Annotated in this window: 19 protein-coding genes; 12 read left to right on the top strand and 7 right to left on the bottom strand. The window is 69.5% G+C overall.

Going from position 1 to position 16,829, the window contains the following annotated elements:
• Positions 1 to 470 precede the first annotated feature (470 nt).
• Positions 471 to 1,718: an alpha/beta fold hydrolase gene (locus ET475_RS06050; protein WP_129387216.1), complete on the bottom strand. Its 1,248-nt coding sequence runs from the start codon at positions 1,716 to 1,718 to the stop codon at positions 471 to 473.
• Between the two features lie 65 nt (positions 1,719 to 1,783).
• Here ET475_RS06050 and ET475_RS06055 point away from each other — a divergent pair, with 65 nt between their 5' ends.
• The 5 genes from ET475_RS06055 to ET475_RS06075 all read left to right on the top strand — a co-directional run bounded on the left by ET475_RS06055 (position 1,784) and on the right by ET475_RS06075 (position 7,397).
• Positions 1,784 to 2,200, top strand: coding sequence for a cupin domain-containing protein (locus ET475_RS06055; RefSeq protein WP_129387219.1), 417 nt, complete (start codon positions 1,784 to 1,786; stop codon positions 2,198 to 2,200).
• A 5-nt stretch (positions 2,201 to 2,205) separates the two neighbouring features.
• Positions 2,206 to 3,234: an NAD-dependent epimerase/dehydratase family protein gene (locus ET475_RS06060; protein WP_129387222.1), complete on the top strand. Its 1,029-nt coding sequence runs from the start codon at positions 2,206 to 2,208 to the stop codon at positions 3,232 to 3,234.
• A 96-nt stretch (positions 3,235 to 3,330) separates the two neighbouring features.
• On the top strand, positions 3,331 to 4,848 hold the full coding sequence (locus ET475_RS06065) for a class I adenylate-forming enzyme family protein (protein WP_129387225.1): 1,518 nt from the start codon (positions 3,331 to 3,333) through the stop codon (positions 4,846 to 4,848).
• 145 nt (positions 4,849 to 4,993) lie between these two features.
• A complete protein-coding gene (locus tag ET475_RS06070; protein WP_129387229.1) occupies positions 4,994 to 6,241 on the top strand; it encodes a beta-ketoacyl-[acyl-carrier-protein] synthase family protein in 1,248 nt (415 codons plus the stop codon).
• Positions 6,228 to 7,397 carry an acyl-CoA dehydrogenase family protein gene (locus tag ET475_RS06075; protein ID WP_129387231.1) on the top strand — a complete coding sequence of 390 codons (1,170 nt, stop codon included), beginning with the start codon at positions 6,228 to 6,230 and terminating at the stop codon, positions 7,395 to 7,397. The genes ET475_RS06070 and ET475_RS06075 overlap by 14 nt, the downstream gene beginning before the upstream one ends.
• Before the next feature lie 102 nt (positions 7,398 to 7,499).
• On the opposite strand, the gene ET475_RS06080 is transcribed toward ET475_RS06075, so the two are convergent.
• The 3 genes from ET475_RS06080 to ET475_RS06090 all read right to left on the bottom strand — a co-directional run bounded on the left by ET475_RS06080 (position 7,500) and on the right by ET475_RS06090 (position 9,113).
• Positions 7,500 to 7,715: a hypothetical protein gene (locus tag ET475_RS06080; protein WP_129387234.1), complete on the bottom strand. Its 216-nt coding sequence runs from the start codon at positions 7,713 to 7,715 to the stop codon at positions 7,500 to 7,502.
• A gap of 64 nt (positions 7,716 to 7,779) precedes the next feature.
• Positions 7,780 to 8,145, bottom strand: a complete 366-nt coding sequence (locus ET475_RS06085; protein WP_129387237.1) for a hypothetical protein — start codon at positions 8,143 to 8,145, stop codon at positions 7,780 to 7,782.
• A 125-nt stretch (positions 8,146 to 8,270) separates the two neighbouring features.
• A complete protein-coding gene (locus ET475_RS06090) occupies positions 8,271 to 9,113 on the bottom strand; it encodes a GNAT family N-acetyltransferase (RefSeq protein ID WP_129387240.1) in 843 nt (280 codons plus the stop codon).
• Between the two features lie 463 nt (positions 9,114 to 9,576).
• On the opposite strand from ET475_RS06090, the gene ET475_RS06095 reads away from it, so the two are divergent.
• The 4 genes from ET475_RS06095 (at position 9,577) to ET475_RS06110 (ending at position 13,062) form a co-directional block, all read left to right on the top strand.
• A complete protein-coding gene (locus ET475_RS06095; RefSeq protein WP_129387243.1) occupies positions 9,577 to 9,933 on the top strand; it encodes a VOC family protein in 357 nt (118 codons plus the stop codon).
• A gap of 173 nt (positions 9,934 to 10,106) precedes the next feature.
• Positions 10,107 to 11,267 carry a sensor histidine kinase gene (locus ET475_RS06100; RefSeq protein WP_129387246.1) on the top strand — a complete coding sequence of 387 codons (1,161 nt, stop codon included), beginning with the start codon at positions 10,107 to 10,109 and terminating at the stop codon, positions 11,265 to 11,267.
• Entirely contained in the window at positions 11,257 to 12,090 is an 834-nt protein-coding gene (locus tag ET475_RS06105) for a response regulator (RefSeq protein ID WP_129387249.1), read from the top strand. The genes ET475_RS06100 and ET475_RS06105 overlap by 11 nt, the downstream gene beginning before the upstream one ends.
• An 87-nt stretch (positions 12,091 to 12,177) precedes the next feature.
• Complete coding sequence (locus ET475_RS06110) at positions 12,178 to 13,062, top strand: CPBP family intramembrane glutamic endopeptidase (RefSeq protein ID WP_129387252.1); 885 nt, start codon at positions 12,178 to 12,180, stop codon at positions 13,060 to 13,062.
• Here ET475_RS06110 and ET475_RS06115 read toward each other — a convergent pair.
• On the bottom strand, positions 13,040 to 13,480 hold the full coding sequence (locus tag ET475_RS06115; protein ID WP_129387255.1) for a DUF1801 domain-containing protein: 441 nt from the start codon (positions 13,478 to 13,480) through the stop codon (positions 13,040 to 13,042). The two genes, ET475_RS06110 and ET475_RS06115, sit on opposite strands and share 23 nt — an antisense overlap.
• Positions 13,481 to 13,558: 78 nt before the next feature.
• On the bottom strand, positions 13,559 to 13,984 hold the full coding sequence (locus ET475_RS06120) for a pyridoxamine 5'-phosphate oxidase family protein (protein ID WP_129387258.1): 426 nt from the start codon (positions 13,982 to 13,984) through the stop codon (positions 13,559 to 13,561).
• Positions 13,985 to 14,051: 67 nt separating this feature from the next.
• Between ET475_RS06120 and ET475_RS06125 the strand changes: the two genes are divergently transcribed.
• The 3 genes from ET475_RS06125 (at position 14,052) to ET475_RS06135 (ending at position 16,084) form a co-directional block, all read left to right on the top strand.
• Positions 14,052 to 14,660 (top strand): histidine phosphatase family protein, encoded by a 609-nt coding sequence (locus tag ET475_RS06125; protein ID WP_129387261.1) that lies wholly within the window; start codon positions 14,052 to 14,054, stop codon positions 14,658 to 14,660.
• 105 nt (positions 14,661 to 14,765) lie between these two features.
• Positions 14,766 to 15,188 carry a MarR family winged helix-turn-helix transcriptional regulator gene (locus ET475_RS06130; protein WP_129387264.1) on the top strand — a complete coding sequence of 141 codons (423 nt, stop codon included), beginning with the start codon at positions 14,766 to 14,768 and terminating at the stop codon, positions 15,186 to 15,188.
• 56 nt (positions 15,189 to 15,244) lie between these two features.
• Positions 15,245 to 16,084 (top strand): 3-hydroxyacyl-CoA dehydrogenase, encoded by an 840-nt coding sequence (locus ET475_RS06135; protein ID WP_129387267.1) that lies wholly within the window; start codon positions 15,245 to 15,247, stop codon positions 16,082 to 16,084.
• A gap of 33 nt (positions 16,085 to 16,117) precedes the next feature.
• On the opposite strand, the gene ET475_RS06140 is transcribed toward ET475_RS06135, so the two are convergent.
• Positions 16,118 to 16,795: a 4a-hydroxytetrahydrobiopterin dehydratase gene (locus ET475_RS06140; RefSeq protein ID WP_129387270.1), complete on the bottom strand. Its 678-nt coding sequence runs from the start codon at positions 16,793 to 16,795 to the stop codon at positions 16,118 to 16,120.
• Positions 16,796 to 16,829 lie beyond the last annotated feature (34 nt).

The following is a 16,829-nucleotide window of genomic DNA, read 5'->3' on the forward strand; positions in this document are numbered from 1 at the left end:
CGCGCCGCGTGCGCTCGCCCCCGGTCGCTCGCGCGGGTCGGCTCGCGCCGGGTCGCTCGCGCGGGGCGTCACACCACCCATCATCGCCGAGACAAGGGATTCGTCCCGAGACACAGGGCCTCGCACTCGGTCTCGAGAGGAATCCCCTGTCTCGGCGCGGGCGCGGCCGGGCGGGGCGGCCCCGCGGGGCGCGTACGGCGCGACGGGTGCTGGGTACGCTCGCGCCGGGCTCCGCTCGCGCCGGTCGGCACACGACCCATCAACGTCGAGACAAGGGATTCGTCCCGAGACACAGGGCCTCGCACTCGGTCTCGAGAGGAATCCCCTGTCTCGGCGCGGGCGCGGCCGGGCGGGGCGCGGCCGGGCGAGGCGCGGGCGGCCCGGCGAGGCGCGTACGGCGCGACGGGTGCGGGGTGCGCTCGGCCGGGCTGCGCTCGCGCGGGGCGGCGCGTGTGCCGGCGTGACGCGGCTCAGCGCACGCGGCGGCCGTGCGCGAGGTCGAGGAGGTGTGGCAGCACATCGCCCTCACGCAGGCCGGAGTGCTCGTGCTCACTCGTGATCCACGGGGTCACACCGGGCAGCAGCGCGGCCGTCTCAAGGGAGAATTCCAGCGGCACGTACAGGTCGTTCACGTACACGGCGGCGGCACCATGCGCGTCGGAGTCACGCAGCGCCTCGGCGTCGTAGACCTTCGGCCACTCATGCTCGGCCAGGGCGAGGGTGACCTCTTTCCAGGGTCGGAAACCCGGCACCGTGTCGAGCCATTCGCGGCGCACGTGCTCGCCGGTCAGCAACGTCACGTCATCGCGGAAGTCGTCGGGTTCGACCCGGTCGGCCGACCACCGGGTCGCGAATCCGTCGGCGTAGCTGGACTCGTGGATCACGAAGTACAGCGGGTTGCGGGTGTCGTATGGCAGTGCGTCGGCCAGATCATGCCGGAAGGCGTTGGTGTGCGGCTCTTCGTCGAGCAGGTGGTGCAGCTTCTGCCATCCGTCGTTCGAGCCCAGCAGCATCCCGAGCGAGCGCAGCCGCGAGGTCGCGACCACCTCGCCGTCGGGCAGCACGATTCTGCCCGCATCGGTCAGATCAGCCAGCCGCCGCACGGTGTCGCGGTGGTGCGGAAAGCGCCGGTAGTACCGCTCCGATGCCGTGCGCAGCTTGTCGTAGGTGAGGCCGTAGACCTCGTCGGGATGCCGCCCCACGGCCGAGAGGCCACCGGTGAAGAAGACCTCGCGCAGCGAAGCGGCATCCGTGGACAGGTGGGCCAGAGTCGTGAACCCGCCGAACGATTGGCCCAGCACGCTCCAGGTGCGCGCGCCGAGGTGCTCGCGAATCGCCTCGCAGTCGCGCACGATGGCATCGGCGCGCAGGTGGGTGATGTGCTCGACGAGCTCGTCGGTGCCCCGGGCGAGGTCGGCGTCGCCGATCGGCGTCGATCGCCCGGTTCCGCGCTGATCGACCAACACGACGCGGTAGTGCTCGAGCGCGGCATCCAGCCACGACGGCGCGGCGGGCGCGTGATACGGACGCGGCGCCTCGCTGCCCGGACCGCCCTGCAGAAACACAAGAAACGGCAGACTCTCGCCGCCCTCGCGCGAGACGACCGCGGCGTAGACCTCGATCGTGCGGGAGTCGTTGTCATCGCGCCAGACAAGCGGCACCGTGAGGGTGTGGTCTTCGACGGTGAGATCCTGCATGCGGCGGGTCGTGACAGACATGGCGACGATTCTAGGGGTGCCGGGCCAGGCGCAGGGGCGCGACCAGCGAGCGATAGCGTGGACGGATGAGCTCGTACGACATTCTTGAGATCGGTGACCCGCAGGCATGGACCGACCCCGACGGCGGCCCCGTCGCGAAGCGGTTCATCGACAAAGAGATCCCGACGCAGTACATCGGCGCCTCGGCCAATGCTCTCGAACCGGGCGGCGAGGTGCCGTTCTGGCACTCGCACGACGTCCTTGAAGAGGTGTACGTCTTTCTCGCCGGGCGCGGGCAGATGGCCGTGGGCGACGATGTCGTCGAGGTGCAAGCCGGCAGTGTCGTGCGAGTCGGCCCGGGCGTGCTGCGCGCGTGGCGCGCTCTGCCCGACAGCCCGGGAGCGCTGCGGTGGCTGTGCATCCGAGCGGGCGGTGACACTCTCGAGGCGATCGGACGCGACGGTCAGCTCGACCGCGAGCGTTCCATGCCCTGGGCGGAATAGACCGCATGCGCGCCATCGTCCTCGGCGTCAGCGGGATGACCGGACGCGCGATAGCGCGCGAACTGGCCGGTGCGGGGTGGCAGGTCGCAGGAACGGGCCGCGACGCCTCGCACTTTCCCGCCGCGCTGCGCGAGCTCGGCGTGGCGTTCGTGCGGTCGGATCGAGGCATCCCGACGCAACTCGACGCCGTGCTGCGCGACGGTGCCGACCTCGTGGTGGATTGCGTCGCCTACACCTCGGCGCACGCGCACTCGCTGGTCGACCGGGCAGCAGACATCGGTTCGATCGTCGCTCTTTCGAGCAAGGCCGTCTATGTCGATGCGCGGGGACGTCACTCGAACAGTGACGAGCCGCCCGATTTCGGGGGTCCGGTGGCGGAGTCGACCGCGACGCTCGAGCCTGACTTCTCGGGCGAGTATCAGTCCCGGAACGGGTACGGCAGCAACAAGGTGGCGATGGAGCGCACGCTGCTGGAAGCATCGTGCGCGGTATCGGTGCTACGCCCCTCACGCATTCACGGCCCGGGTTCGGCTCGCCCCCGTGAGTGGTTCGTGGTGCGACGACTGCGTGACGGGCGCTCGCGGCTGCCGCTCGCGCACGGTGGCCGAACCGGAAACCACCCGACGGCGGCCGCTAACCTCGCGCGTCTGGTGCGGGTCTGCGCAGAACATCCCGGCACGCGCATCCTGAACGCCGCCGATCCCGACACTCCGTCGGCGGCGGACATCGTCGCAGCCATCGCGGAGGCCGCGAATCGTCCGCTGGACATCGTCGGACTGCCAGATGATGCTCCGGATGCCTGGGGTCGCAGCCCTTGGGACACGTGGCCGCCGTTCTTCCTCGACATGTCCGCGGCCGAGGCACTCGGTTATATTCCCGTGGGGACATACCCCAAGACGGTGATGCCGTCCGTGCAGGAACTGCTGGCGCTGACGGCGGCGCAGGCTGCGGAATTGGACGCCGATCCGTACTTCGAGGGGCTGCTCGATGTCACACTCGACGAGGCCGCGCTGGCAGCGGCATCCGGCTTGTGACGAGAACCGCTCGATCACAGCGGTCATCGATCCCGTACCGAGTGCAGAAACCCTAGACTGGGCGGTGGCCGTGCAGCGGCCAAGGGGAGGTCTGAGGTGCCGATCACGGGGACGATCCTCGACGTGGCCGCGCGGCATCCGGATCGGCCGGCGATCGGCGGCGGCGATGGCCGGCTCAGCTACGCCGACCTCGTCGATGACTCGCGCCGCTTGTTCACGGTGATCGACACACTGCACCGGGAACAGCGCACACCGCCGTCGCCCGCACGCGAGACCGGCGGCATCCCGATCACCGCGGTCAGTGTCACCTCGGCGTTCCAGACCGCGCGCATTGTCGCCGGCCTTGCCGGGTACCGCGCCGTGTCGGCCACGATCGATCCGCGCTGGCCCCTGGAGCATCAGGTCGGGGTGATCATGGCCACCGGGGTCGGCGTCGTCGTCAGCGACGCCAGCGACCTTGCCGACGCCCTGGCCGAACGGGGCTGGTCGGGCACGATCGTCTCCCTCGGCGAACTCGCCCGCCGCGAGCACGACGCGGCGCCCGCTACGACGCCGACGGTTCGAGCCGACGACGAGGCGTTCCTCATGCTGTTCTCGTCGGGCACCACGAGCAACCCGAAGGCCTTTCTCAAAACGCGGCGACAGTACCGCGCCAACGTGGCCGTCTCGGCCGCTCACCTCGAGCCCTTGCCTGGCGTGGCAACGCTGGCGCCCGGACCAGTGTCATACAGCCTGACCCTCTATGCCGTGATCGAGTGTCTGGCCACCGGCGGCAGTGTGCATGTGGCCGACGCCTTCGACCCGATCGAGGCCGGCCGCCGCATCGGCGATCAGCGCATCACCCGGGTGGTCGCGGTGCCCGCGGTCGTGCAGGCCCTCGCCGATGCCGCACGGCGTGACCCCGAACGCTTCACCTCCCTTGAGCTCGTCGTCACCGGCGGCGCCAACCTGCCGCAGTCGATTCGGCGAGGGCTCGCCCAGGTACTGCCGCGGGTGCGGCTCATCAGTTACTACGGCGCCGCCGAAATCGGCTTCATCGGCGACAGCCGTGCCGGCGACGGCAGGCTGATCTCGCTGTATGACGGGATAACCGCACAGATCCGCGGCGACAGCGGCGCGGTGCCCGAGGAGGAGCCCGGCACGGTGTGGATCCACGCCGACGCATGCTCTGAGGGGTATGTATCGGCGACCACCGATGAGGTGCTGCGCGATGCCGACGGCTGGGCGACCGTCCATGACCTCGGCCGGCTGGTAGGCGGGGGCCTGCAGCTGATCGGCCGCGCCGGTGACGTCGCCGTGACGGGCGGCTACAAGGTGGCGCTACCCGAGGTCGAGCGCGCCTTCGACGGGATGCCGAAACTCGGCGCCGTCTGCGCCGTTGCATTGCCCGACGCACGCCTGGGTTCGGTCGTCGCGCTCGTGTGCGAAAGCGATGCGGGCGATTCGCCGCCTGACAAGGCGACCCTGCGATCATGGGCGCGTGAGCGCCTTGCTCCACAGTCTGTGCCGCGCCGGTGGTATCGCCTCGAGCGGCTCCCCCGCACGGTCGGCGGCAAGATCCGGCGCGGTGAGACGGCCGAGCTGGTCACGACGGGGCGGGCGGTACGGCTGTGACCGCGGCATCCGCAGCTCAGCTGAGGAGATCTGCCCAGGTGCGGAGCTTTCCGCACCAAACCCCCCTCATCTCGGCAGATCTCCTCACCTCGGAACAGTTCAACGCCCCTCCACAGCCCGGCCTGACCACGAGGGCGGTCGACGTATGACCCGCGCGGTCATCACCGGCATGGGCGCTATCACGCCCAGCGGGCTCGATGTCGGCAGCATGTGGGATGCCGTCTGTGCGGGTCGCAGCGCCATCACGACTCTTGACGGCCCCGAGTTCAACGGCCTCGCCGTGCGCATCGGCGGGCAGGTGCGCGGTTTCGAGTCGGCCTTGCCGACGGTGCTCGCGCGCCGCCTGACTCCGGTGCAGCACTGGGCCATTGCCGCCGCCGACCAGGCGCTCGCCCAGGCCGGGGCCATCGACGGTGCGCTGCCGTGGGACTCCGAACACGTCGCCGTGATCGCCGCCACCGGTTCGGGACCGGTCGACGCCATGCAGCAGGCCACGCGTGCCCTCGACGAACGCGGGCCGCGCGCGGTGCCACTGAGCCTGTCGATGCATGGGGCACCGGATGCCGCAGCCGCCGTGATCACGCAGCAACATCGCATCTTCGGCCCGGCCCAAGGCGTCTCGGCGACGTGTGCGAGCGGCGCGATCGGGCTCGGCGAGGCCCTGCGCCGCATTCGACATGGCTATGCCGAGGCGGTCGTGGTCGTCGGCATGGAGGACTGCCTCAACGGTGTGAACCTCTCCTCCAACGCGAATATGCGCGCGCTGGCATCTGGGTATGAGAACGAGCCGGCGCACGCGTCGCGGCCCTTCGACGCGGGCCGCCGCGGGTTCGTCATGTCGCAGGGTGCGGCGGCCGTGGTGGTCGAATCAGCCGATGCCGCGCGAGGCCGTGGCGCCGAGGTGCTCGCCGAGCTGATCGGATTCGGCGCATCGAGCGATGCCTACCATCCGACCGCTCCGGATCCGCAGGGCACCGGCGGTGCCCGTGCCATCCGGGCTGCGTTGGCCGATGCCGGACTCGGCGCCGATGCCATCGACCACATCAACGCTCACGGCACGGGAACCGTCGCCGGTGACGCGGCCGAGCTGAACGCCCTCGAGACCGCGCTGGGCGGGCGGGCCCGCGGCATCCCGATCAGCGCGACGAAGTCGTCGACCGGGCATCTGCTGGGTGCGTGCGGCGTGGTCGAGGCGATCATCACCGTGCAGGCGTTGCGCAGCGGCATCCTTCCCCCGACCCTCAACCTCGACGACCCCGCATTCCCCGAGTGGAGTATTCTCACTTCGCCGCGACAGCAGAAGGTCGACACGGTGCTGTCGACGTCGTTCGGATTCGGTGGGCACAACGGGGCCGTCATCATCAGAACAGGAGACACCCATGACCGATCGTGAGGCTCGGCACGCTGAGCTGGCCGCGCAGTACCTGCCCGACGCGCTGCTGGAACGGTTCCGCGAGCGGGCAGCGGTGTATGACCAAGAGAACCGCTTCTTCGACGAAGATCTGGAAGAACTGCGCGAGGGCGGCTATCTCACCCTCTTCGTTCCCGAGGAGTTCGGCGGACCGGGCCTGAGCCTGAGCCAGGTCGGGCGGCTGCAGCAGCGTCTGGCCGGGGCCGCGCCGGCCACGGCCCTGGCGATCAACATGCACCTGATGTGCAACGGCGTGGTTAAGGCCATGTTCGACCGCGGCGACCGCTCGCTGGGATACGTGTTCGAGCAGACGATGGCCGGCGAGATCTTCGCGTTCGGCATCAGCGAGCCCCGCAACGACTGGGTGCTGCAGGACTCGAACACGGTGGCCACGCCACAGAACGACGGCGGCTACCTGCTCACCGGCGTGAAGATCTTCACGTCGCTGTCACCGGTGTGGACGCGCCTGATCGTGCATGGACGGGACTCGTCGGGCGAAGAACCCGAGCTGGTCTACGGCTTCATCGACCGGGATGCCGCGGGCATCACGATCGCGGACGACTGGGATGTCTTGGGCATGCGGGCATCGCAGAGCCGCGCCACGATCCTGAAGGATGTGCGACTGCGCCCGGAACGGGTCGCTCGCCGGCTCGCACCGGGGCGCGTTCCCGACCTGCTGACATTCGCGATCACGAGCAATTTCCAGCTTCTGATCGGGTCGGTGTATGCCGGCATCGCGCGTCGCGCGCTCGACCTCGGCGCAGCCGGCCTGAAGCGTCGAACCTCGGCGAAGGCAGGAGCGAGCTACGCCGAGGTGCCCGAACCGCGCGCACGTTTGGCCGACGCGCTCATGGAATACATGGCCGTACCCGCCCAGCTCGAGACATATGCGCGCGAGTTCGATGAGGGCGTGGACCACGGCTCCGGCTGGCCGTTGCGCCTTGTCTCGGCGCGCATCAACGCGTCGAACGCGGCGCGGCGGGCGGCCGAGGTGGCGCTGATGTGCGCGAGCGGCGCCGGTTTCAACAATTCGGACGAGGTGAGCCGGCTGTTCCGGGATGCCACCGCCGGGCTTTTCCATCCGCCGAGCGCCGACGCTGCCCGGCCGATGTACGCGGCCGCTCTGCTCGACGACTGAGGGCGTCTGCCAGACGCCGGCGCGCTGAGCGCTGCGGTCGCGGCGCGGCGGGGTGCGGGGCTCCACCTGTGCTGCTCGGATTTTCCGCGCCGGGAACCGCCGTCAGTCGCGTTCGCGCGCAGTCGGATCGGCGGCGAGCCGTGCGAGGTAGTGCATCGTTCCGTTGACACGTTCGGCTCCGCGCGGGTCGGTGTCCTTCAGTGCCCACCACGCCTGCCCACCGAGCATGCTGGCTTCTTCCGGCTGCCCCGCCTCGCCGAGCTTGCGCAGTGCCTTCGTGAACAATGTCACCAGATCGCGGTCGTCCGCATGCGCCATGGATGCCTCTTCCTCTCACCATCGACGCTACCGCCGTGTCGCCATCCTGGCGCGGCGCGGGCCGTCAACGCGCGACGACGAAGCGCGTCTGCGGTCCCTCGATGCGCGCGATCGCGATCTTCGTCTCAACGAGCGCGGCCTCAACCCCGGCGATACGCTCGTCGACCTTGTCGAACCGGGCATCGACCTGCGCGAACCGTGCGTCGACCTTGTCGAACCGGGCATCGACCTGCGCGAACCGTGCGTCGACCTGTGCGAACCGTACGTCGACCTGTGCGAACCGCCCCTCCATGTACGCCAGCATCTGCTCGAATCGCGTGTCGATGCGATCAGACTGTCGACGCAGCATCCCGGCGACGAAAGTCGCGAAGCCGACCGCGCACACGAAAACGGCGACGATCACGCCGATCACGTCCGGTGTCACGGTCATGCCTCCATTGTGCCGCTGCGAGGGTGGAATGTCACCGACGGTACGCCTGGGTACCCCCGCTCCGACAACGATCGGCAACATCAGTGGAAACTCGGTCCCCAACCATGGTTGGGGAGGAATCGCCGTCACGGCACAATCTCGACCAGCAGGAACCACTCGCCCGCCGGGCCGAGCTTCACCCAGTTCGGCAGCAGGTGCGGGTCGGTGACATGCCCGTCGAAGTCGACCTCGGCGATGCCACGTGCGGCCAGCGCGTCCAACGCGTACCGCAGGCATCCCTCCACGATCCGTTCGCCGTGCGGCACCTCGGGTCGGGTGGTCTCCGCGCATACGACGTAGGGATCGGAGTCGCGGTAGACCGCCACCAGAGCCAGAATCTGACCGTCGGCGCCGACGGCGACAGCCGACGCCTCCTGGTCGAGGTCATCGTCGAGCCCTTCGCTGATGGCGCTCGCGAACTCAGCGCTCACCAGGCTCCACCCGCGGTGGATCCACTCATACATGTCGGCGTGCGCGGCCAGCACGCGTTCGAACGGCAGCGTCGCTGCGGCGGCGACCGTCGCGAGCGGCCGCAGCGCCTGCCGGCGGGCTGTCGCCACCCGCGTGGGCGGCACGACCTGAATCGTCCGCGCCCCTCGTGCAAAGGCGAAGGCGAGCCGTTCTGTACCCACGAAGCCTCGGGTCATGAACGGGATGTCGCGGTGCCGCAACGTCGCGAGGTGTGCGGCCATCGCCGACCCGATACCGCGACGGCGGCGGGACGGCTCGACGACGATATCGGCCCAGTAGCGATCGTCGTGCGCACGGGAAGTCCAGAGGATGCCGGCGGCCACTGTTGCTCCGGCCTCATCGAGCGCAACAGCCGACCGGGTGTCGTCACCGCGCCATCGGTCGGCGCGCAACTCGATCTCGCCGAACCATTCGGGGCTGGACTCGAGATCGGCGGGGGTCAGGGGGCGGAAGCGCACGCGCCCATTATCCCCACCATGTCGCATCCCGGCCGCGCCCCGGCATCCCACCCCGCGCTGTTCAGCTCACAGGACGATCTGCAACCCGGGGCCCAACACGCCGCACAACACGCCCGGGATCCCAAAAACGTCCTGCGAACCGAACACCGCGGGCGCCCCGGCATCCGCCCGCCTTGGCTCCGGCACCCCGCACCCCTCCCAGCCCCGGCATCCCGCCGCATGCCCGCGCCGCCCCGGCATCCCACCCCGCGCTGTTCAGCTCGCAGGACGATCTCCACCCCGGGGCCCGACACGCCGCACAACACGCCCGGGATCCCAAAAACGTCCTGCGAACCGAACACGTCGCCCGGGGCAGCGGCCCCCGGAACCGCGTCACCGATGGCTGTCGCCGTGCGACCGGTGGGCGCCCATCCGCAAGCGCCGCACCCGGAGTAGCGTCGGAACCACCCCGAGAGGAGCACCCATGACTGACCGCCAGGTGAAGATGATCATCCTGTCCACGGAAGATCTCGACGAGTCGATCCGGTTCTATACGGAGACGCTCGGGTTTCCGCTGAAGTTCCGCGACGGCAACCATTTTGCCGCCCTCGACGGCGGCACCATCACGCTCGCGCTCGCGACCGCGCTGGATCACCCCATCCCCGGCCAGGTCGTCGTCGGAATCAAGACCGACGACGTCGATGGCGATGCGAAGGCCCTGGACGACAACGGCGGCGGGCTCGCGAAGGGCCCGTACAACGACGCCCATGAACGGCGCGCAGTCGGCTATGACAGTCAGGGCAACGGGCTCACGTTCTACGCGCCGTTGCCGCGCGACTGAGCGGAGCCAGGCGACGCCCCGAGTCGGGAGCCGCTGAGCGACGCCAAGCACCGTCCGCGAGCAGAGCCGCGCAGCGACGCCAGCTCCACCCTCGCCCAGCGCACCGCCACCCTTAAGCAGCCCACAACCGCACGCGCCAGCCCGCCCCCGGCGGGTGCTCTAGTGTAGGCGGCGTGCGGCTGATTCAGTGGTGGCGCTCGCAGCCGCAGAGTATTCGCGACGGGCTGGGCGCGGCGGCATTCGCCGCGATCTCGCTGCTGCCCGTGCTCGCCCCTTATGGACTCGTGCTCGGCGCACTGCCGGTCAGGCCAGCCGACACCCTGTCTGTGCTGCTGATTCTCGCCCAGACGTTGCCGCTGGCCGCACGGCGCACGGCGCCCGGCTGGGCTCTCGCGCTGGTCGGCGTCGCGTTCGCCGTCGACCAGTGCCTGGGGTATCCGCCGTCACCGGCCGGCCTGGGCGTTCTGGTCGCGCTGTATTCGGCGGGCGCGCATCAGCGCCGCGCCCGCGGCGTCACCGTCGTCACGAGTGCCGCGGCCTACGTGATCCTCGCCGTCGTGCTGCTGGTGCTCGGCTCACCGGAACACGTATGGGACTTCGTGACCTTCACGCTCGTGCTCGCCGCCGCATGGGGCGTGGGCGATCTGGTCAGACTCCGCACCACTGCCGCCGACGCCCGCGCCGCCGATGGCGCCCGGGCCGCGGTGACGGATGAGCGGATGCGAGTGGCCAGGGAATTGCACGATGTGGTCGGCCACCACGTGACAAGCATGGTCGTTCAGGCCGATGCGGCGTCGCTCTTGGCGGCCTCCGGACAGCCTCTGAGTAGCGAACAGCTGGCAGCTATCGCGGACGGCGGTCGGCGGGCCCTGGACGACCTGCGCCGACTGCTCGATGTGCTCGGATCCGACGACACCGCCAGATCACCCGCGATCGGCGCCCTCGGCGACCTGGTGCGCGCGGCGCAGGCGGCCGGTCAGCGCATCACCTTGGAAGAAGAAGGGATGCCGGTCGGAACCGATGAGCTGCGCCTCGCGGTGTACCGCATCGTGCAAGAGGGCCTGACGAACGCACTCAAGCACGCACCCGGGCAGCCCACCCGGGTGCAGGTCGCGTGGTCGGCAAACGAGGTCCAGGTGCGCCTGACCACCGAGTCGACGGGTTCCCGGTCGCATCGCCGGGTCATCCCGGGCTCGGGGCGAGGACTGCCCGGGCTCGCCGAGCGGGTGCGACGTTTGGGCGGTCGCCTCCACGCCGGCCCGGATTCTCGCGGCCGCTTCGAGCTCGCCGCGCACCTTCCCCTCACCCCCGAAGAGGCACGGCATGACACCTGACCCGCAGAACGACGACCGGCTACCCGGCGACAGCGCGCACGGCAACACCAGTCCCGGCGCCACCCCACCCGGTGCCAGCACCCACGGCGCCACCCCACCCGGTGCCAGCACCCACGGCGCCACCCCACCCGACGCCGGCGACGGTCACAGCGGCATCCGGGTGATCATCGCCGACGACCAGGCCGTGATCCGGGCCGGGTACGCCACGATCCTCGGCTTGCACCCTGACATCACCGTCGTCGGCGAGGCCGGTGACGGCCGCGCCGCGGTCGAACTCGCCCGACGCGTGCGCCCCGACGTGATAGTGATGGACGTGCGGATGCCGGTGCTCGACGGCATCGCGGCGACGAAGATCCTCGCCGGGCCGGGGGTGGATAACCCACCCCGCGTTCTCGTGGTGACGACGTTCGCACTGGACCGTTATGTCTACGACGCGCTGCGCGCGGGTGCCAGCGGTTTTCTGCTCAAGGATTCGAGCGCGCAGCAACTGGTCAATGCGGTGCGCACCATCGCCGCGGGCGAATCGCTGCTGGCTCCGGCGGTGACACAGGCCCTGCTCGGTCGTTTCGCCGAGCGGGTGCTGCCAGCCGCCCCTCGCCCCGACTCAGACCCGCGCCTGGCGCGACTGACTCCACGCGAGTTCGAAGTGCTCACCGCCATCGCCCACGGTGACTCGAACGCCGAGATCGCACATGCACTGGTGATCAGCCACGAGACCGTGAAGACCTATGTCTCGCGGATCTTGCTCAAGCTCGAGCTGCGCGACAGAGTGCATGTCGTCGTCTACGCCTATCGCAACGGCCTGGTCACCGCGCAAGGCTGACGCAGCGCGGCATCCCTCTGGCGGGGGATGCCGATTGCCTGCCGCAGGGTGATTCGCGCCCCACCGCCCGATCCGTAGCGTCAAAGCATGAACACGATCTCGCGCGGCGCGCCGCTTCTGCGCTTCCTGCGCTTTCCCCTTGTCTGGCTCGCCATCGGCGTCATCACCGTCGGCGCTCTCTCGACCTTCGTCGGCGCCGGGACCATCCCCACGATCCTTGCTGTGGTGACAACCCTTGCCGCCTACGGGCTCGTGATGCGTTTCGTCGCCCGGCGCCCGATGCCCGAGCTCGCCCTGCGCCACGCGCTGCGCGACGCGCTGATCGGCGCCGCGATCGGCGCGGGTTTTCTCGCCGTGTCGGTGGGCATCATCACGCTGCTGGGCGGGTACCGTTTCACGTTCGACCCCACCGCCACCGTGCGGGCGCTGCCGGGGATCCTCGCCATCCTGGTCGGAGGCGCCGTCACCGAAGAGCTGCTGTTCCGCGGCCTTGCGCTGCAGGCCATCGAGAAGCTCGGCGGAAGCTGGATAGCGCTCGGCGCGACGGCTGTGCTGTTCGGTCTCATTCATGCGGCCAATCCCGCTGCCACGCTGTGGAGTTCGATCGCCATCGCCGTTGAAGCCGGCGGACTGCTCGGCGCGGCGTTCCTGTGGCGACGCAGTCTGTGGCTGGTGTTCGCGCTGCATGCCACCTGGAATGGGCTCGAGCAGGCGCTCGGCATTCCGGTGTCGGGCCACGCCGATCCGGGTGTCTTGATCGCCACGGTGCAGGGCCCGGCGATCTTGACGGGCGGCGACTTCGGCCTCGAGGCATCGCTGGTGCCGATGCTGGTCAGTCTCGCCATCACGGCGCTGCTTCTGGTCGCCGCGCATCGACGCGGCAGCCTCGTGCCGCGGACAGCCGCACGCTCACACGCGATGAACGAGCAGCCCGCGGCATCCCACCCGCTCAGCCGGCAGCGCGCGCGATGATCTCGCGCATGCGCTTCTCGACGTCGGGCGTGAACTCCACGATCGCGAATTCGGTGGGCCACAGCGCGCCGTCGTCGAGCTGCGCGCCATCGTTGAATCCGATCGTGGCGTATCGCGAGTTGAATTTGGCCGATGCCTTGAAGAAGCACACGGCCTTGCCGTCGCGTCCGTATGCCGGAAAGCCGTACCAGGTCTTCGGGTCGAGCTGGGGGGCTGTCTCGGTGACCATCTCGTGGAACCGCTGCGCCAACACCTTGTCGGTGCCGCTCAGCGCCTCGATGGCCTCGAGCACGCCCTGTCGGTCGGCCTCTTTCTTCGCGGCGCCCTTCGACGCCTTCGCTTCGGCCCGCAATTCGGCGGCGCGCGCCTTCATCGCAGCGCGCTCTTCGGCGGTGAATCCTGCGGTCTTCTCGGCCATCGGCCATCCTTTCGTCGTGTCGTGAGACTCAGACTAGGGATGCCGCGGCCCGGCCGCTTCTCGAATCCTGCTCGAGTGTCACCAGGCGGCTTCGGCCACCTGCGCAGCCCCGCCCGACACGTCATAAACCCGCACCCAGTCGGGCCGGACGGCCACGACGGCGAACCCCGCGTCAAGGGCACGCGAACCCGGCAGTTGGGCGTTGTACGCGGCGCCCAACCTGTCGCGCTCTGCGCCGTCGGTGACGATCGCGTCACCCTCGAGCTGCAGCGAGACATCGCGGCACAGGCCGACGACGACCGCGACGCGGGCGTGTCCCTGCATGTTGGCGATCTTTCGCGTGTGCGCGGGGGCGTCGAAGACCAGCGTTCCGTCGTCGAGCGCGGCCGCCCCGACCAGCGCCGCTTCGGGGGCGCCCTGGTCGGTCACGGTCGCAACGACGGCACGCGCCTCAGAGCGGATGAAGGCGGCCACAGCGGCGCGGTCTGACGGATCGAGGGTCATGATCAGCACTGTAGACGAGCAGCGCGGCACCTGGGGCAGACCTCAGCGGCGCGCATACCCTCGAAGCATGCATTTCACTCCGGCATCCGATGGTCCCTCGATCGTGCTCGTCCGCCACGGCGAGACCGAGTGGAGCAGGGCCGGACGCCACACGTCGACCACCGATATCGGTCTGACGGAGCGCGGCGAGCAGCAGGCGCGGCGCATCGGCGCTGCACTGCGCGAGAGGCGGTTCGCCGTCGTGCTGTGCAGCCCGCGCCGGCGGGCGCGCGAGACCGCGGCACTGGCCGGATTCGCCGACCCGATCGTGGATGACGACCTCGTCGAGTGGGACTACGGCGCGCTCGAAGGCCGAACCAGCAGAGACATCTCGGCGCAGATCGGCCACCCGTGGAGCATCTGGACGGCATCCCCGCCCGATCCGACGCCTGCCGAGACGGCAGCCGAAATCGCCCGACGCGCGGATGCCGTCATCGAGCGTCTGCAGACAACGGTCGAGCAGGGGCAGGATGCCGCGGTTTTCTCACACGCGCATTTTCTGCGCGTGCTCGCCGCGCGGTGGCTCGACCTGCCGCCGACGGAGGGGGCGCGCTTCGCGCTCGACGCCGGCGGCATCAGTGAGCTCGGTTTCGAGCACGACGCGCGGGTGGTCACCCGGTGGAATCTGCCGGCCTGACCCGCTCGACTGCCGACATCGACATCACAGATCCACGAAAGCCGCGTGTTGCACCATGCAACGAAACGAGCTAATGTTGCACTGAGCAACACAAGGAGACGTCCGATGGCCCGCGATACCGACACCGCCGAGATCCTCGGCGCACTGATCCTCATTTCGCGCCGCGGGGTCGCCGACGCCCGCACCACCGGCACCGCCCTGAGCATGACCGCGCAGTCGATCATCGGGTACATCGTCGACAACCCGGGATGCCGCTCGGCCGACATCGCGCGCGACTTTCGGCTGAACCGCTCCACCCTCTCGCGCCAAATCGGCGACCTTCTCGGCGCCGGACTCGTGCGCGAGGCCGCCGGCCCCGGCCGCGGCCGCCCCCTCGAACTCACCCCCGCCGGCGAGCGCGCCTACCGCGAGACCATCGCCGTGCTCACCGGCGTGGTCGCCGAGGCGATCCACGAGTGGACCGATGCCGAGGTCGACCGCTTTGCCCGCGACCTCGTCCGGTTCACCGTCGGGGCGGCTCCCGCCTGAAGCGGCACTGGGCCGCGGCATCCCTTCACCAGACTCCACGAGAGAAGGAAACACAGATGAACGACATCACCGTGCTGGGCACCGGAGTGCTCGGCTCGCAGATTGCTTTCCAGACCGCCTACAGCGGCTATGCCGTCGTCGCGTACGACGTCAGCGACGAGGTGCTCGAGACCGCGAAGAACCGGTTCGCGAAGCTCGCGAAGACCTACGCGCGCGATCTCGGTGACCAGGCGAAGGCCGATGCGGCGCTGGAACGCATTCGGTACAGCGCCGATCTCGCCGACGCCGTGGCGCAGGCCGACCTCGTCATCGAGGCGGTGCCCGAGAAGCTCGAGCTCAAGCGCGAGGTGTACACGAAACTCGGTGAGGTCGCGCCGGCGAAGACGATCTTCGCGACGAACTCGTCGACGTTGCTGCCCTCGGCCATCGCCGAGTTCACCGGACGCCCTGAGCGGTTCCTCGCCCTGCACTTCGCGAACCAGATCTGGGTGCACAACACCGCCGAGATCATGGGACACCCCGGCACCGATCCGCAGGTGTACGACGAGGTCGTCGCCTTCGCCACGAGCATCGGCATGGTGCCGATCCAGCTGCACAAAGAGCGCTCGGGCTACGTGCTCAACTCGCTTCTCGTGCCGTTGCTGAACGCGGCCGGCGACCTGCTCGTCGAGGGCATCGCCTCGCCCGAAGACATCGACGCCGTCTGGCGCATCGGCACCGGTGCACCCCAGGGCCCGTTCCAGATCTTCGATGTCGTGGGCCTGACCACCGCCTACAACATCTCGGCCGCCGGCGGCGAGAAGCAGCAGGCGTTCGCGAAGCTGCTCAAGGAGAACTACATCGACCAGGGCAAGCTCGGCATCGCGACCGGCGAGGGCTTCTACTCGTACAAGTGAGGGATTCGGGATGCCGCGGCCCGCGGCATCCCGTCACGCCTCGAGGTCTGCCCACCCGGCGATGTCGACGCCATGGTTCTCGGGCGAGGCGACGGTCCACGTCTTCGGCATGATCTCGCCGTTCACGTCCCTGCCGCCATGGGCGAGAGCCGCGTGCATGCGGTCTTCGGCAACGTCTGCCGGCACCGACAGATCGATGTGCGTACGGCCGCGCCCGGGCTTGGCCGGCGTGAGCTCATGGAACCACAAGTGCGGGCCGCGTCGCAGCGGGTCGATCAGGTCTTCGTCGCCCACCCGCACATAGCCGAACACCGACTCGAAGAACGGCCGCATGTCAGCACCGGCATCTTGCGCCACCGCGATGCCGACGACCTTCAGCATCGTGGGGTCGGCCGTCAGCCCGCGCGCATGCGCGGCCGCGCTGACGGCGACGGCGAGATCGGCGTCTTTGCGGCTGAGGGCCCCGTCGATACGCGAGAACGTGCGCACGACCACCCCCTCCGGCCGCACATCGACGTCGGGGTCGTGCCCGACCTCGGCCGCAGCCTGGGCGATGTCGGCAACGAAGGCGGCCGCCTGAGCGAACGATTCCGTTCGGTAGAACACGTGCGCGCCCCAGAACAGCACGCGCCAGTCTTCGGTGCCGGGCGTCTCGTGGAACTCCTGCGGAAAAAGCTGGGTGATCGGCATCGATTCCGTCGACTCGACCATCGTGATCCTCCTTTGATGACGCGGTCAGGTGTCG

The sequence above is a fragment of the Microbacterium protaetiae genome (assembly GCF_004135285.1).
Classification (GTDB): domain Bacteria; phylum Actinomycetota; class Actinomycetes; order Actinomycetales; family Microbacteriaceae; genus Microbacterium; species Microbacterium protaetiae.

Excerpts from the sequence above, each read along its gene's own strand:
- ET475_RS06050 (WP_129387216.1), bottom strand. The coding sequence starts at position 1,718 with ATGTCTGTCACGACCCGCCGCATGCAGGATCTCACCGTCGAAGACCAC.
- ET475_RS06055 (WP_129387219.1), top strand. The coding sequence starts at position 1,784 with ATGAGCTCGTACGACATTCTTGAGATCGGTGACCCGCAGGCATGGACC.
- ET475_RS06060 (WP_129387222.1), top strand. The coding sequence starts at position 2,206 with ATGCGCGCCATCGTCCTCGGCGTCAGCGGGATGACCGGACGCGCGATA.
- ET475_RS06070 (WP_129387229.1), top strand. The coding sequence starts at position 4,994 with ATGACCCGCGCGGTCATCACCGGCATGGGCGCTATCACGCCCAGCGGG.
- ET475_RS06075 (WP_129387231.1), top strand. The coding sequence starts at position 6,228 with ATGACCGATCGTGAGGCTCGGCACGCTGAGCTGGCCGCGCAGTACCTG.
- ET475_RS06080 (WP_129387234.1), bottom strand. The coding sequence starts at position 7,715 with ATGGCGCATGCGGACGACCGCGATCTGGTGACATTGTTCACGAAGGCA.
- ET475_RS06085 (WP_129387237.1), bottom strand. The coding sequence starts at position 8,145 with ATGACCGTGACACCGGACGTGATCGGCGTGATCGTCGCCGTTTTCGTG.
- ET475_RS06095 (WP_129387243.1), top strand. The coding sequence starts at position 9,577 with ATGACTGACCGCCAGGTGAAGATGATCATCCTGTCCACGGAAGATCTC.
- ET475_RS06105 (WP_129387249.1), top strand. The coding sequence starts at position 11,257 with ATGACACCTGACCCGCAGAACGACGACCGGCTACCCGGCGACAGCGCG.
- ET475_RS06110 (WP_129387252.1), top strand. The coding sequence starts at position 12,178 with ATGAACACGATCTCGCGCGGCGCGCCGCTTCTGCGCTTCCTGCGCTTT.
- ET475_RS06115 (WP_129387255.1), bottom strand. The coding sequence starts at position 13,480 with ATGGCCGAGAAGACCGCAGGATTCACCGCCGAAGAGCGCGCTGCGATG.
- ET475_RS06120 (WP_129387258.1), bottom strand. The coding sequence starts at position 13,984 with ATGACCCTCGATCCGTCAGACCGCGCCGCTGTGGCCGCCTTCATCCGC.
- ET475_RS06125 (WP_129387261.1), top strand. The coding sequence starts at position 14,052 with ATGCATTTCACTCCGGCATCCGATGGTCCCTCGATCGTGCTCGTCCGC.
- ET475_RS06130 (WP_129387264.1), top strand. The coding sequence starts at position 14,766 with ATGGCCCGCGATACCGACACCGCCGAGATCCTCGGCGCACTGATCCTC.
- ET475_RS06135 (WP_129387267.1), top strand. The coding sequence starts at position 15,245 with ATGAACGACATCACCGTGCTGGGCACCGGAGTGCTCGGCTCGCAGATT.
- ET475_RS06140 (WP_129387270.1), bottom strand. The coding sequence starts at position 16,795 with ATGGTCGAGTCGACGGAATCGATGCCGATCACCCAGCTTTTTCCGCAG.